Here is a 13,724-nt window from a genome sequence, read left to right as displayed (position 1 = left end):
CCTGCTGCGGTCGACTGCCTGAAAATCCGTTTTTTCAGGCAGTCGACCGCAAACGCGCCGGCAGCAAGCCACGCAGCGCATTACCCAGCCAGAAACCCTCGGCCAGATCCGCCGGATAGAGCACCGCTTCGCGCGCCCGCCCGCTGGCCAGCAGACTCGCCCGCAAAACACCCGGCAAGGCGCCACTGTCCAATGGCGGGGTCAGCAGGATGCCGTCGCGCTCGACGAAAATATTGCTGCGCGCACCTTCGGCAATCTCGCCGCGCTGGTTGAGGAAGATCGCGTCGAAACAACCGGCCGGCAGATCACGCAAGGCTGCGTCGTAAAGCGGACGGGCCGTTGTCTTGTGCCGGCGCAAGGGGTCATCGGCGTCGATGGCCGCTCCGGTCAGCACGGCATCCTGGATTTCAGACGGCGTCGCCGCCAGCGGAAAGGACTGCACGGCAATCCCGCCAGCCTGGTCGAGCGTCAGCCGCACCCGCCAGATGCCGGTGGTCGGTTGCTCGGCCAGCTTCCGGCACAGCGCCTGTTCGTCGAGCGGAAAACCCAGCCAGGCGGCCGAATGCCGCAGACGCGCCAGATGCCCCTGCCACATCGGATAGACACCGCCGTCGCGGCGCAGGGTTTCGATCAACTGCAAGCCGGGGTCGCAATCGCGCAGGAATCCCGCCTTCAGCCGGCACTCCGCCCATTCGGCAGCGCCTTCGGAATCGGCGACGATGCCGCTGCCGATGCCCATCCGCCCTCGCCCGTCCGCCGCCAGTTCAAGCGTGCGGATGGCGACGTTGAGGCGGAAATCGCCATCCGGCGCCAGCCAGCCGAAAGCGCCGGTGTAGATACCGCGCGGCCCTGCCTCCAGTTCGCCGATGATCTGCATCGCCCGGATCTTCGGCGCGCCGGTGATCGAGCCGCAGGGAAACAGCGCCGGCAGTATCTCGGCGAAGCGCCGGCCGGTGACTGAAGCTGAAATCTCCGACACCATCTGGCGCACCGTCGGGTAATCCTCGATGGCGAACAGACGGTCGACACGGACGCTGCCACTGTCGGCAATGCGCCCGAGGTCGTTGCGCAGCAGGTCGACGATCATCAGGTTCTCGGCGCGGTCCTTCAGCGAATCGCGCAGCGCTTCCGGTGGCGCATCGAGCGGCGCCGTCCCCTTCATCGGCCGGGTCAGCAAGCGGTCGCCACGGCGTTCGACGAACAGCTCCGGCGACAGCGAGACGATGCCCTGCCGGCCATCGCCGACAAAGCCGCCATAACGTACCGGCTGCCGCTGACGCAACCTGGCGTAAAGGTCGAGCGGTGCGCCGAACCAGTCGAACTCGACCGGGAAGGTGAAATTGACCTGGTAACAGTCGCCAGCGGAAATCAGCGTTTTGATGCTGTCGACCGCAACAAGATAGGCATTTTCATCGATTGCCTCGCGCCAGTTGGCGACGCCGGCGGGCTGTCCCGGCGCGTTGTCGGTCAGCCATCCGGCGGCAGCCTCGGCGTTCATTTCGCTGCGTTCGTGAAAACGCCAGAAACGTGCCAGCGGTCGCCCGTCCGGCTGCCAGCCCGACGGCGCCGAGCGTGGTTCGAGCAGGTAGCCGAGTTCGTATTCCAGCGCCACGACGGTCCACGCCGGCTCGCTGTCGAGCTGCTGCAGAGCCTCGTCCAGCGTCTTGCGGTCGACCACCTCCAGCAGCGAAAAATGGCGCTCGAAAAGCCAAGCGGCGGGTTCACCCGCTGGCGCCCGCCGATCTTCGAAAAATGCGGTCAAGCCGGAGTTTATTTGCGCTTCAGGTAAAACTCGAAGACGCGATTTTCTTCCCGTTGCTCGACCAGTTCATTGCCGGTCTGTTTGGCAAAGGCAGGAAAATCCTTCAGGGAGCCTGGGTCGGTCGCCTGCACGCGCAAGACCTGCCCCGATTCCATTTCTGCCAGGGTCTTCTTGGTGCGCAGGATGGGCAGCGGGCAGTTGAGACCCTTAACGTCGAGTTCGCGGTCAAATTCCATGGTCGTTCAACAGTGAGGACAAGCATGGGATTTTACCCTCAATTGCGTTTTTCCTTGAGCTCTTCCAGATGCCGCAGCTTGAGTTCGCGCAGGCGGGCGTCAATCGCCGAGGTTTCGTAGAAATTCGAGTCGCCGGCCTTGCGGGCCAGTTCCAGCTGCTCGATGGCACCCGCCGTCTGCCCCTGCAGCGCGAACACCTCGGCCAGCGCGCGATGCTGCATGCCACGTTGCCCCAGCGCGGCATAACTGGCCGCCCGCAGCCGGTGCAAGCGCAGATCCGCCGACTGGGTCTGCAACTGCAATTCAGAGAGGCGCAAGGCATCGTTGGGGCGCCTTGCCTCCAGCAAGGCACTGCCGTACCCGTAGATCAATGCCCGGTTCTGGGGATAGCGCGCCATTGCCTCGCGGTAAATGCGCAACCCGTCGTCCGCCTTGTTGCCCTTGATACGGACATCGGCAGCCAGACGATCGAGCATCGCCGACGCTTGTCCGAGCGCACGCGCCGCATCGATTTCGCGCTGTGCCGCCGGCCAGTCACGGTCACGATAGAACGCCGTTGCCAGGCCGTAGCGAATCGCCGGCTCGGAAATGAACTTGCGCTCGGCCAGCAGCGCCGTGAAATCCTTGATCGCCTCTGCCGGACGCCCCTGCGCAGCTCGCAGCTTGGCCCGCACGAGATGAAAATCCAGACTATCCGGAACCTGGCGGTAGGACAAGCCCTGCTCCCGGTTCTGCATGTCGGCCAGACGCTCACCGGTCAGCGGGTGGGTACGCAGGTAGGCAATCGCGTTGTTCTCGTACAACCGGACCGATTGCTGCAGGCGCTCGAAGAACAGCGCCATGCCGCGTTCGTCGAAACCGGCCTTGCCCAGCATCTCGAAACCCAGGCGATCCGACTCGCGCTCGAAATCCCGCGAATAGGCCAGTTGTGCCGACATCGCCCCAGCCTGGGAAGTCGCAATTGCAGCACTTGCCGCCTGCGGACTTGAGCGCGCAGCGAGCAAGCCCAGCCCCATCGCCACCATCGAGGCAATGCCGATGCGTTTTGACTGGAACAACTGGCGGGCAATATGCCGCTGGGTCACGTGCGAGACTTCATGCGCCAGCACGCCGGCCAGTTCGGACTCGCTCTGTGCCGCCAGGATCAGGCCGGTATGAACCCCGATGTAGCCACCAGGCATGGCGAAGGCATTGATGCTCAGATCGTTGAGCGCAAAAAACTCGAAGCCGAAGCCCGGATCACCACTGAACCCCGCCAGCCGCCCGCCCAACTGGTTGAGATAGGCCTCGACATCGTAATCATCGAGATAACTGGCTTCCCGTTGCCGGATTTCCTGCATGATCTGCAAACCGATCCGTCGTTCCGTCGCCACCGACAAGGCGTCGCTGGACACCTCGCCGAGCTCGGGCAGATCCTGCGCGGCAAGCGGAGAAGCAGCCAGCGAAACAACCAGCAAGGCGGCGATGAGGCGTCGGGAAAAAGGCATGGTGCTATGATAGCGCAGGCTTTCGGCCTCCTGCCGGGCTCTTCGTAACCAAAAGTAATCCACCGTGACCGACTCCCCCCTGACCCATTTCGACAGCACCGGCCAGGCCCACATGGTCGATGTTGGCGCCAAGACCGAAACCGCCCGCATCGCTCGTGCCGCCGGCAGCATCTTCATGCAACCGGAGACCCTGGCGCTGATCCGCGCCGGCTCCGCCAGCAAGGGCGACGTCCTCGGCATCGCCCGCATCGCCGCCATCCAGGCCGCCAAGCGCACCGGCGAACTGATTCCGCTGTGCCACCCGATCGCACTGACCCGTGTCGCCGCCGAATTCACCATCGACGAAGCCGCCACGGCGGTGCATTGCGAGGTCACGGCGGAATGCTTTGGCCGCACCGGTGTCGAAATGGAAGCCCTGACGGCGGCTTCGATCGGCCTGCTGACCATCTACGACATGTGCAAGGCCGTCGATCGTGGCATGCGCATCGACAACCTCCGCCTGATCGAGAAAAAGGGCGGCAAGTCGGGACACTGGCAAGGCAACTGAAATCACACGACTGACAGGACTCATGGAACTTCGCAGAAAATTCTTGAAAGGCGGCGCCTCGGCGGCACTGCTGGCGCCCTTGCTGGGTACGGGCCTGCTGGTACCAGGCCGGGCCTGGGCCGCAAACGAATGGAAACGCAATGCCTTCACCGCACGCAGCAGCGCCGATGCACTGAAAAACCTGGGCATCGCAGCAGCAATGGAATCGCGGGATGTCGTCATCAATGCCCCGGAAATTGCCGAAAACGGGGCCAAGGTCGAAGTGGAAATCAGCAGCAAACTGCCGAACACGCGCAGCCTGTTGCTGCTGGCCGACAAGAACCCGATGCCGCTGTGCGCGGAAATCAATTTTGCCGGCGCCGCCCTGCCCTACGCCAAGGTCCAACTGAAAATGGCTGAAACAATGCGCATCCGGGCCATCGTCCGGACAGCGGACGGCAAGACCCACGTCGCCTTCCGCGAAATCAAGGTCACCCTTGGCGGTTGCGGAGGCTGAGATGAGCGAACCAATCCGTATCCGCGCACAGATTCAGGGCGAAATTGCCGACATACGCATCCTTATGCAGCATCCGATGGAAACCGGACAACGCCGGGATGAAAACGGACAAACGCTGGCGATGCATTTCATCCAGCTATTCACCGTCAAGCTCAACGGCCAGTTGCTGGTCGAAGGACAACTGAACACTTCGATCTCGAAAAATCCGCTGTTTGCCTTCAAGGCCCGTGGCGTCAAGGCCGGTGACAAGCTCTCGGTGCACTGGACAGACAACAACGGTGCCGAACGCCAGGACGAAATGACCATCGCCTGAGTTGCATGCCCCGCATGAAACCCGGACGAAAAAAAGCCCGCCTGGAAACAGACGGGCTTTTTGCTTGCCAGCTATCCGCGGATCAGGCGCGCTGGATGTTGGAAGCCTGCTTGCCCTTCGGACCTTGCACTACTTCGAAGGAGACTTTTTCGCCTTCTTTCAGGGTCTTGAAGCCATTCATGTTGATGGCGGAAAAATGTGCGAAGAGGTCTTCGCTGCCATCATCGGGCGTAATAAAACCAAAGCCCTTGGAATCATTGAACCACTTGACAGTACCGATTGCCATATCTGCTACTTTCCTACAAAAAGCGTACAAATTCCCGGGTCTCCCCGACTCCCTGTTTGAGCTCAGCGACCCGGTACGCATGGCACCCATGATGCAACTTGAATCCAAACACAGCCGTTTTTTACGCCAGTTGAATTTTTGCGTCAACATTTTTCCATGCGGCAGCGCAGCATGAATCAGGCAAGAGAATTGCTTGTCAAGCTTGTATTTTCCCCGAACAACCCCCATCTCTGTTGTTGCAGATTGGAATGGACTGTATAGAATCGAACGCATGGCTACGAAGATTCAGGACGGCGGGCAACTTGAGGCCTTGCGCAGCAAGCTGCAACCGCCACGGATGTACAAGGTGGTGTTGCTGAACGACGATTACACACCGATGGAATTCGTCATCGATGTTCTGCAGCGTTTTTTTTCGTTGGATACTGAACAAGCGACACGAATCATGCTCAAAGTTCACAACGAGGGTCGTGGCACCTGCGGGATTTTCCCCCGCGACATTGCCGCAACCAAAGTTGAACAAGTGGCGGCACACGCCCGCCAACACCAACACCCGCTAGCCTGCATCATGGAGGAAAACTGATGATTGCCCAGGAACTCGAAGTCAGCCTGCACATGGCCTTCGTCGAGGCGCGCCAGAAGCGCCACGAGTTCATTACCGTCGAGCACCTCCTGCTGGCCCTGATCGACAATCCATCCGCCGCCGACGCCCTGCGCGCCTGCGGGGCGAAGCCTGATGCGCTGCGCAAGGATCTGACCAACTTCATCAACGAACACACGCCGACCGTCGCTGGCGAGGACGACATCGACACCCAGCCGACGCTCGGTTTCCAGCGCGTCATCCAGCGCGCCATCCTGCACGTGCAATCCTCCGGCAAGAAGGAGGTCAATGGCGCCAACGTGCTGATCGCCATCTACGGCGAAAAGGATTCGCACGCAGTGTATTTCCTGCAGAAACAGGGCGTCACCCGGCTTGATGTCGTCAATTACATCTCGCACGGCATCAGCAAGGTGCCGCAGCAACAGAAGGCAACGCCGGAAGGCGAGGTCGAGACCGAAGGCGAGAAGGCCGAAGCCGGGCCGCTCGAACAGTACACGATCAACCTCAACGCGCTCGCGCTGCAGGGCAAGATCGACCCGCTGATCGGCCGCGACAAGGAACTGGAACGCGTCATCCAGACGCTGTGCCGCCGGCGCAAGAACAACCCGCTGCTGGTTGGCGAAGCCGGTGTCGGCAAGACGGCGATCGCCGAGGGCCTGGCGCGCAAGGTGGTCGAGGGCGAGGTACCGGAAATCCTGGCGCAGGCCAACGTCTATTCGCTCGACATGGGTTCGCTGCTGGCCGGCACCAAGTACCGCGGCGACTTCGAGCAGCGCCTCAAGGGCGTGCTCAAGGCTTTGCAGGACAACCCGCACGCGATCCTGTTCATCGACGAGATCCACACACTGATCGGCGCCGGCTCGGCCTCGGGCGGCACGCTCGATGCCTCCAACCTGCTCAAGCCGGCGCTGTCGTCCGGTCAGTTGAAGTGCATCGGCGCGACGACCTACACCGAGTTCCGCGGCATCTTCGAGAAGGACAGCGCGCTGTCGCGGCGCTTCCAGAAGATCGACGTCAACGAACCGTCGGTCGCCGAAACACTGGAAATCCTCAAGGGCCTGAAAGCACGCTTCGAGGCGCACCACGGCATCAAGTATTCGGCAACGGCGCTGTCCTCGGCGGTTGAACTGTCGGCCCGCTACATCACCGATCGGCACCTGCCGGACAAGGCCATCGACGTCATCGACGAGGCCGGTGCGGCCCAACGCATCCTGCCGAAGTCGAAGCAGAAGAAGACCATCAGCAAGACCGACATCGAGGAAATCGTCGCCAAGATCGCCCGCATCCCGTCGCAGCATGTCTCGCTCGATGACCGCGGCGCGCTGAAGAATCTCGACCGCGACCTGAAGGCGACGGTCTTCGGCCAGGACAAGGCCATCGACGCACTGGCCAAGGCGATCAAGATGGCCCGTTCCGGCCTCGGCAACCCGGGCAAGCCGATCGGCTCCTTCCTCTTCTCCGGCCCGACCGGCGTCGGCAAGACCGAAGTTGCCAAGCAACTGGCCTACTGCCTCGGCGTCGAACTACAGCGCTTCGACATGTCCGAATACATGGAACGCCATGCCGTTTCCCGGTTGATCGGTGCCCCCCCGGGCTACGTCGGTTTCGACCAGGGCGGCCTGCTGACCGAAGCGATCACCAAGAAGCCGTACTGCGTGCTGCTGCTCGACGAAATCGAGAAGGCACATCCGGACATCTACAACATCCTGCTGCAGGTCATGGACCACGGGACGCTGACCGACAACAACGGGCGCAAGGCGGATTTCCGCAACGTGGTGATCATCATGACGACCAATGCCGGCGCCGCCGATCTGCAGAAGTCGTCGATGGGCTTCACGTCGAGCAAGGAGAGCGGCGACGAGATGGCCGAGATCAAGCGCCTGTTCACGCCGGAATTCCGCAACCGGCTGGACGCGACGATTTCCTTCAAGCCGCTCGACCACGACATCATCCTGCGCGTGGTGGACAAGTTCCTGATGCAGCTGGAAGAACAGTTGCACGAGAAGAAGGTGGAAGCCCACTTCTCCGACGCGGTCAAGGAAATGCTGGCAAAGAAGGGTTTCGATCCGTTGATGGGCGCCCGTCCGATGTCGCGTCTGATCCAGGACACGATCCGTTCGGCACTGGCCGACGAGTTGCTGTTCGGCAAGCTGGCCAGCGGTGGCAAAGTTACGGTCGACCTCGATGGCGAGGGCAAAATCCGGCTCGATTTTGAGGAAGAAGACGTCGAAGCAACTGTCTGACGATTGCCTTTCGCCCCGAAAGCCGTGCAAGATTGCACGGCTTTTTTTATTTCCGGAGACAAGAATGACCTTCAAGACCCCTGACCTGTGCGATCAGTTCGAAGCCGAACTGGGCAAGACGGTACGCATCGTCGCCCCGATGTTCCAGCGCTATGGCGGGCGCACGAGCTTTTCCGGCGAAATCGTCACGCTGAAGATTTTCGAGGACAACACGCTGGTGCGCGAGATCTTCAACGAACCCGGCCACGGCAAGGTGCTGGTCATTGACGGTGGCGGCTCGCTGCGCTGCGCGCTGGTCGGCGACCAGCTGGCGATCCTGGCCCACAAGAACGGCTGGGAAGGTGCTGTCGTCTATGGCTGTATCCGCGACTCGGGCGACATCAACGGCATCGACATCGGCGTGCGCGCGCTCAACACGCACCCGCAAAAGACCGTCAAGAAAGGCATCGGCGACCGCAACCTGGCGCTGACCTTCGGCGGCGTCACTTTTCACCCCGGCGAATATCTCTACGCCGACGAGGATGGCGTCCTGGTCTCGACCAAGCCGCTGTGCTGAGATGAACCCGGCAACGTCGGTGCCCCTGCGCTAGCCGGGCTCGGGAAACGCTTGCAGGGGAAAAACCATTGTTGCGGCCGGTCGACCGCAACAATCCGCGCCTCAGCCTTCGAGCAACACCGTACTTTCACAACCGACGCGGACCGCCCCCCAGTGACGCCCGCCAACCATGATCGGCATGTTGATTTCCGACAGGATTTCGCCGGTATCGCGGGCGTAGGTCTGGACCAGCATCGGCTGGGTATTCTTCGCCCCACGCTGGCCGGTCACATCGTCCCAGATCCGCCGCGTGCGATTGCCGACCAGATCATTCTGGTAATTGCCAGTCAGCGGCTTCGAGAATTTCTGATTGTGGATCGCCCCATAGCCACGGGTATCGATCATCAACGCGTAGACACCGCCCCGCAGGCTGGTTAGCGCGCTCTCCAGCAGAGGCTGCATCTGCTGCTCGAAGGCGCTGCAGTAGCTGACCTGGAATTTCTGCGGATTGGTGTTGGGTTGCGGCTGGTAGTTCTGATCCCAGATATTGATGCCGCGCCCCGCCATTTCGGCCAGCTTGTCCTGAACGGTATCGCGGAACAGGCGCGCCTTGTCCACGTTGAAATCGAAGGCACCGCGTCCGATCTTGAAGCGCGACACCAGTTCCTGCACGCTTTCGGTTGCCTGGCTGAGCATCTGCGTCGTTTCTTCGGACGCCTTCATGCTGCCGGCGACCTCGACCGACAGGTCGTGAACCTGCCGTACGGACTCGTGCACCTGCGAATTGGTTGCCGTCAGTTGCTCCATCGCTGCGGCAATCTGGTTCAGCTGGTCGCCGGTTCGTTCGAAATTGCCGACCATCTGCTGGAACTCGCCGGACGAACGCTCGACGACCTCGCGGGTCTGGCGGATGTCGTTGTTGATGACTTCGTTTTCACTCTGCGTTTCCCGCACCAGATCGATCATGCCGCCGATGTTGACGGTGATTTCCTGGGTCGCCAGATTGACGCGCTCGGCCAGTTTGCGCACTTCGTTGGCAACGACGGCAAAACCTCTGCCCATTTCGCCAGCCCGCGCCGCCTCGATCGCCGCATTCAGCGCCAGCAGATTGGTCTGGTCGGCAATATCCTTGATCAGCCCGGCGATCTGCCGGATGCTGTCGGAACGCTTGGCCAGATGACCAACGGTGTCGTTGAACTGATGCAGCTTGTCACTGACCAGCTGCACCTTGGTGACGATTTCCTGCATTTCGCCGAGTGAATTGCGCGCCGTCGCCAGATTGGTATCCGTGGAGTGCGAAATCATTTCGGCCGAACTGGAAACTTCCTGGATCGCCTGAACGGCCTCCGAACTCGCGCCGAAGACCGAATTGGCAATTTCCCCCTGCTGGTCGGCACGCACTGCCGTCGATGAAACCGTCCGCTTGACCACTACCGCTTCGCGGGCGATGTTCACGCTCATCTTGCGCACTTCGCTGATGATCTCGCGCATCTTGTCGGCAAAACGGTTGTAGGCCTCGGCCAGCGTCCGCAACTCATCGTGGGTAATGGTCGGCAGGTTGCGCGAGAAATCGCCTTCGCCACGACCGATCTCGTCGAAAATCGTCGCGATCATGCGCACCGGGCGCAGGATCAGATGCCGGATGTAAAGTATCTGCAGCACATTCCAGCACAAGGCGATGGCAGTCAGCACGATCATCAGCATCAGGCCGTAATCAAGGCTCTCGGCCAGGCGCTGCAGGACATCGGACGCCGCGCCGGACTTTGCCAGCTCTTCGGCCACCATCCGCTTCTGGTGCACGTAAATCCCGAGATAACCCAGATCGATGAAGAACAGCAGCAGAAAACTCATCAACTTCTTGGTCAACGAGTTCCAGAAGGTGCGCTCGTTCCAGTCGTAGAGGCGTTTGATAAATTCCATACGAATCACCAGAATTTTATAAATTTGTCGAATTCAATCCCTGTTGACTGACGAGGTCAAGCATAAAGATCAAGGAAAGCAACGGGAAAAAATGCTGCAACGCATTTCACCGGCACAAATAGCATTTCGTATCGTGAAAAATAAAACACAGACCATTGTTTTAAAATGAAATAATTTTGTCTTATGTCTTATATAAGACCATTGCTGCCCTGCATGATTTTCTCTATACTCTCGGACATCGCAGAAGCAGTAATGTTTCGGCGCAAAAACCTGATTTCCCAACCCAACTCTTGAGGAATACACATGAGCACTCGCGAACAGCAAATTGCCGCCCTGGAAAAAGACTGGGCAGAAAACCCCCGCTGGAAGGGCATCAAGCGCGGTTACTCCGCTGCTGACGTCGTCCGTCTGCGTGGCTCGTTCCAGGTTGAACACACCCTGGCCCGTCGCGGCGCCGAGAAGCTGTGGGATCTGGTCAACAACACCCCGTACGTCAACTGCCTGGGCGCCCTGACCGGTGGCCAAGCCGTGCAGCAAGCCAAGGCCGGCATCAAGGCAATCTACCTGTCGGGCTGGCAAGTTGCTGCCGACAACAACGAATACGCCGCCATGTACCCGGACCAGTCGCTGTACCCGGTTGACTCCGTGCCAAAGGTTGTCGAGCGCATCAACAATGCCTTCAACCGCGCCGACGAGATCCAGTGGTCCAAGAACATCAACAAGGGCGATGCCGGCCACGTCGAATACCACCTGCCGATCGTCGCTGACGCTGAAGCCGGTTTCGGCGGCGTGCTGAACGCCTACGAACTGATGAAGGCGATGATCCGCGCTGGCGCTGCCGGCGTGCATTGGGAAGATCAACTGGCTTCCGTCAAGAAGTGCGGCCACATGGGTGGCAAGGTTCTGGTTCCGACCACCGAAGCCGTGCAAAAGCTGATCGCTGCCCGTATGGCTGCCGACGTCTATGGCGTGCCGACCCTGGTCATCGCCCGTACCGATGCCGAAGCCGCTGACCTGCTGACCTCCGACTACGACGAGAACGACAAGCCGTTCCTGACCGGCGAGCGCACTGCCGAAGGCTTCTACAAGACCAAGAAGGGTCTGGACCAGGCCATCTCCCGCGCCATCGCCTACGCCGACTACGCCGACCTGGTGTGGTGCGAAACCGGTACGCCGGATCTGGAGTTCGCCCGCAAGTTCGCCGAAGCCGTGCATAAGGTTCACCCGGGCAAGATGCTGGCCTACAACTGTTCGCCTTCCTTCAACTGGAAGAAGAACCTCGACGACGCCACCATTGCCAAGTTCCAGAAGGAACTCGGCGCCATGGGCTACAAGTACCAGTTCATCACCCTGGCTGGCATCCACAACATGTGGTACCACATGTTCGACCTGGCCCAGGACTACGCTGCTCGCGGCATGTCGGCTTACGTCGAGAAGGTTCAGGAGCCGGAATTCGCTGCCCGCGACCGTGGCTACACCTTCGTGTCGCACCAGCAGGAAGTCGGCACCGGTTACTTCGACGACATCACCACCGTGATCCAGGGTGGCAAGTCCAGCGTTACCGCGCTGACCGGTTCGACCGAAGAAGAACAGTTCCACTAAGAAGCTCACCGCTTTGCCTTGCTGCCTGATCCGGCAGCAGCAGGGGCCGGCACTCACGAGGTGCCGGCCCTTTTTGCATCAGGCGGATACGTATCAAAGCCGCGAGCCGTGAGTTCAGGGATAATACGGCCGGTCATCCATCGATGGAAAATCCCCGTGAGCAGTCTCTGGACGAAAATCAGCGAAAACATCCTGGCGCCATCCGAATTGAGCGGCGGCCAGATCATCGCCATGCTGACGCCCGCCGGACGCTCTTCCGAACTGCGTCGCCACGCAGCCTCGGTGATCATGGCCAGGGTTCAGCTGATCGCCGGCCTGTTCGCCATTCTGGTGCCACTGTGCGCGATCATCGACCTGCTGGTTTTCGACCTGCATACTGCTGCCAACCTGATCGGCCTGCGCATCCTCTCGGCGGCGATCTTCGTTGCCCTGGCCTGGCCGCGTGAAGCCTCACTGACCCGCCCCTACGCCCAGGCACTGGCCGCATTGCTGGTCCTGCTGCTCGTTCCCTCACTGTTTCATCTGCTGTCGGCCGACATGCTGGCCAAGGCTAGCGAAACCCAGGCCCAGCGCCTGGTCGCCCAACTTTACGCCTACCTGCCGACAGTCGTTCTCGGCGGCCTGGCAATTTTCCCGCTGACCGCGCTTGAAGCCCTGCTCCTGGCGCTCCCGGTCATCGGGCTCAGCGTGGGCAGCGCCGTGCTGACCGAACAGACACTGACGCTGGCGCAATACGGTGGCACGCTATGGTTCATGCTGATGATGCTGGGCGTCGCCATGTTCTCCGGCATGAGCCAGTGCCACTACATGGCCACGCTGGTGGTCAAGGCCATGCACGATCCGCTGACCGCAGCCTATACCCGGCAATCCGGCGAGGAAGCGCTGAAGCTCATCTATCGCCTCAACCACATGTCGGGCAAACCGCTGACCCTGGCCTTCATCGACCTCGACCGCTTCAAGAGCATCAACGACAGTTTCGGCCACGAAGCCGGCGACCGCTGCCTGCGTGCGCTGGCCGATAACGTCCGGGCCGGCCTGCGGCGCAGCGACATCCTGATCCGCTGGGGCGGCGAGGAATTCGTTGCCGTACTGCCCGACACCCCGCTGGACAACGTGGCGACACTGTTGCTGCGCCTGCGCCAGACCGGCCTCGGCCTGCGACCGGATAGCTTGCCGCTGACGGCATCGATCGGCATTGCCAACAGCCACGAAGAAGGCGTCATCAACTGGGAAGTCCTGATCCAGCGGGCCGATCTGCGCATGTACGCAGCCAAGCAGGAAGGGCGCGACAGCGTTGTCTGGCCGGATGGCAGCTGCCTGCGCCTGACCCCCGGCAGCGATTGATCAATGTGACGGGCGCGACCACATCCACAGCAGGATGAGCGCACCGATCGTCCCCGGCAGGTAGCGCCAGTCTCCCGGCAAGCCGAACCAGCCGCCCAAGGCACTGACGGCCAGCATCAACGTCGCCAGTCGCTTGGCCAGCAACGGAATGGCCCCGCGTTCCCGCCAGCCCCGGATCGCCGGCCCGGCAACCGGATGGGCGAGCAGGCGAGCCTCCCATTCCGGATGTGAACGGGCGAAGAAGTACGCCGCAAGGATCAGGAACGGCGTCGTCGGCAGCAGCGGCAGGACCACCCCGACCAGCCCGAGCGCCACGGCAAAAATACCAAGTGCGCGGTAAACCGGCTTTTTCATG

The 13,724-nt window shown here is 61.1% G+C and carries 14 protein-coding genes; 8 read left to right on the top strand and 6 right to left on the bottom strand.

All coding sequences use genetic code 11. The annotated features are described in order from the left end of the window. Positions 1-34 precede the first annotated feature (34 nt). From pabB to BJN45_RS10590, 3 genes are read right to left on the bottom strand one after another with little or no spacing between them, the layout of a single operon-like run. A complete protein-coding gene (gene pabB / locus BJN45_RS18040; protein ID WP_088179061.1) occupies positions 35-1,762 on the bottom strand; it encodes an aminodeoxychorismate synthase component I in 1,728 nt (575 codons plus the stop codon). 8 nt (positions 1,763-1,770) lie between these two features. Next, positions 1,771-1,998, bottom strand: coding sequence for a sulfurtransferase TusA family protein (locus BJN45_RS10595; RefSeq protein WP_076094982.1), 228 nt, complete (start codon positions 1,996-1,998; stop codon positions 1,771-1,773). A gap of 38 nt (positions 1,999-2,036) precedes the next feature. Further along, on the bottom strand, positions 2,037-3,485 hold the full coding sequence (locus tag BJN45_RS10590; RefSeq protein ID WP_076094980.1) for a M48 family metalloprotease: 1,449 nt from the start codon (positions 3,483-3,485) through the stop codon (positions 2,037-2,039). Between the two features lie 64 nt (positions 3,486-3,549). On the opposite strand from BJN45_RS10590, the gene moaC reads away from it, so the two are divergent. The 3 genes from moaC to soxZ are packed head-to-tail and all read left to right on the top strand — an operon-like array spanning position 3,550 to position 4,841. Beyond that, positions 3,550-4,032 carry a cyclic pyranopterin monophosphate synthase MoaC gene (moaC, locus tag BJN45_RS10585; protein ID WP_076094978.1) on the top strand — a complete coding sequence of 161 codons (483 nt, stop codon included), beginning with the start codon at positions 3,550-3,552 and terminating at the stop codon, positions 4,030-4,032. 43 nt (positions 4,033-4,075) lie between these two features. Next, positions 4,076-4,528, top strand: a complete 453-nt coding sequence (soxY, locus tag BJN45_RS10580; protein ID WP_240494546.1) for a thiosulfate oxidation carrier protein SoxY — start codon at positions 4,076-4,078, stop codon at positions 4,526-4,528. 1 nt (position 4,529) lies between these two features. Then, positions 4,530-4,841, top strand: a complete 312-nt coding sequence (gene soxZ, locus BJN45_RS10575) for a thiosulfate oxidation carrier complex protein SoxZ (RefSeq protein ID WP_076094974.1) — start codon at positions 4,530-4,532, stop codon at positions 4,839-4,841. Between the two features lie 82 nt (positions 4,842-4,923). On the opposite strand, the gene BJN45_RS10570 is transcribed toward soxZ, so the two are convergent. Then, complete coding sequence (locus BJN45_RS10570) at positions 4,924-5,127, bottom strand: cold-shock protein (RefSeq protein ID WP_028994647.1); 204 nt, start codon at positions 5,125-5,127, stop codon at positions 4,924-4,926. 271 nt (positions 5,128-5,398) lie between these two features. On the opposite strand from BJN45_RS10570, the gene clpS reads away from it, so the two are divergent. The 3 genes from clpS (at position 5,399) to rraA (ending at position 8,524) form a co-directional block, all read left to right on the top strand. Continuing rightward, positions 5,399-5,707 carry an ATP-dependent Clp protease adapter ClpS gene (clpS, locus tag BJN45_RS10565; RefSeq protein ID WP_076094972.1) on the top strand — a complete coding sequence of 103 codons (309 nt, stop codon included), beginning with the start codon at positions 5,399-5,401 and terminating at the stop codon, positions 5,705-5,707. Next, complete coding sequence (gene clpA / locus BJN45_RS10560; RefSeq protein WP_076094969.1) at positions 5,707-7,968, top strand: ATP-dependent Clp protease ATP-binding subunit ClpA; 2,262 nt, start codon at positions 5,707-5,709, stop codon at positions 7,966-7,968. Before clpS ends, clpA begins: the two co-directional genes overlap by 1 nt. A 64-nt stretch (positions 7,969-8,032) precedes the next feature. Beyond that, positions 8,033-8,524 (top strand): ribonuclease E activity regulator RraA, encoded by a 492-nt coding sequence (gene rraA, locus BJN45_RS10555; protein WP_076094967.1) that lies wholly within the window; start codon positions 8,033-8,035, stop codon positions 8,522-8,524. A 102-nt stretch (positions 8,525-8,626) separates the two neighbouring features. Here rraA and BJN45_RS10550 read toward each other — a convergent pair whose 3' ends face one another. Beyond that, positions 8,627-10,423, bottom strand: a complete 1,797-nt coding sequence (locus BJN45_RS10550) for a methyl-accepting chemotaxis protein (protein WP_076094965.1) — start codon at positions 10,421-10,423, stop codon at positions 8,627-8,629. Between the two features lie 303 nt (positions 10,424-10,726). Here BJN45_RS10550 and aceA point away from each other — a divergent pair, with 303 nt between their 5' ends. Both aceA and BJN45_RS10540 read left to right on the top strand, forming a co-directional pair. Then, complete coding sequence (aceA, locus tag BJN45_RS10545) at positions 10,727-12,025, top strand: isocitrate lyase (RefSeq protein ID WP_076094963.1); 1,299 nt, start codon at positions 10,727-10,729, stop codon at positions 12,023-12,025. A 156-nt stretch (positions 12,026-12,181) separates the two neighbouring features. Next, entirely contained in the window at positions 12,182-13,369 is a 1,188-nt protein-coding gene (locus tag BJN45_RS10540; protein WP_083651201.1) for a GGDEF domain-containing protein, read from the top strand. Here BJN45_RS10540 and BJN45_RS10535 read toward each other — a convergent pair whose 3' ends face one another. After that, on the bottom strand, positions 13,370-13,723 hold the full coding sequence (locus tag BJN45_RS10535; RefSeq protein ID WP_076094962.1) for a YbaN family protein: 354 nt from the start codon (positions 13,721-13,723) through the stop codon (positions 13,370-13,372). Position 13,724 lies beyond the last annotated feature (1 nt).

Source organism: Azonexus hydrophilus, assembly GCF_001956855.1.
GTDB classification, from domain to species: domain Bacteria; phylum Pseudomonadota; class Gammaproteobacteria; order Burkholderiales; family Rhodocyclaceae; genus Azonexus; species Azonexus hydrophilus_A.
This window is presented reverse-complemented; position numbering and strand designations above follow the sequence as displayed.

What these genes read in the sequence shown, in the direction of transcription:
- clpA (WP_076094969.1), top strand. Translation starts at nt 5,707, where the DNA reads ATGATTGCCCAGGAACTCGAAGTCAGCCTGCACATGGCCTTCGTCGAG.
- aceA (WP_076094963.1), top strand. Translation starts at nt 10,727, where the DNA reads ATGAGCACTCGCGAACAGCAAATTGCCGCCCTGGAAAAAGACTGGGCA.
- clpS (WP_076094972.1), top strand. Translation starts at nt 5,399, where the DNA reads ATGGCTACGAAGATTCAGGACGGCGGGCAACTTGAGGCCTTGCGCAGC.
- rraA (WP_076094967.1), top strand. Translation starts at nt 8,033, where the DNA reads ATGACCTTCAAGACCCCTGACCTGTGCGATCAGTTCGAAGCCGAACTG.
- BJN45_RS10570 (WP_028994647.1), bottom strand. Translation starts at nt 5,127, where the DNA reads ATGGCAATCGGTACTGTCAAGTGGTTCAATGATTCCAAGGGCTTTGGT.
- BJN45_RS10550 (WP_076094965.1), bottom strand. Translation starts at nt 10,423, where the DNA reads ATGGAATTTATCAAACGCCTCTACGACTGGAACGAGCGCACCTTCTGG.
- BJN45_RS10535 (WP_076094962.1), bottom strand. Translation starts at nt 13,723, where the DNA reads ATGAAAAAGCCGGTTTACCGCGCACTTGGTATTTTTGCCGTGGCGCTC.
- BJN45_RS10595 (WP_076094982.1), bottom strand. Translation starts at nt 1,998, where the DNA reads ATGGAATTTGACCGCGAACTCGACGTTAAGGGTCTCAACTGCCCGCTG.
- soxZ (WP_076094974.1), top strand. Translation starts at nt 4,530, where the DNA reads ATGAGCGAACCAATCCGTATCCGCGCACAGATTCAGGGCGAAATTGCC.
- BJN45_RS10590 (WP_076094980.1), bottom strand. Translation starts at nt 3,485, where the DNA reads ATGCCTTTTTCCCGACGCCTCATCGCCGCCTTGCTGGTTGTTTCGCTG.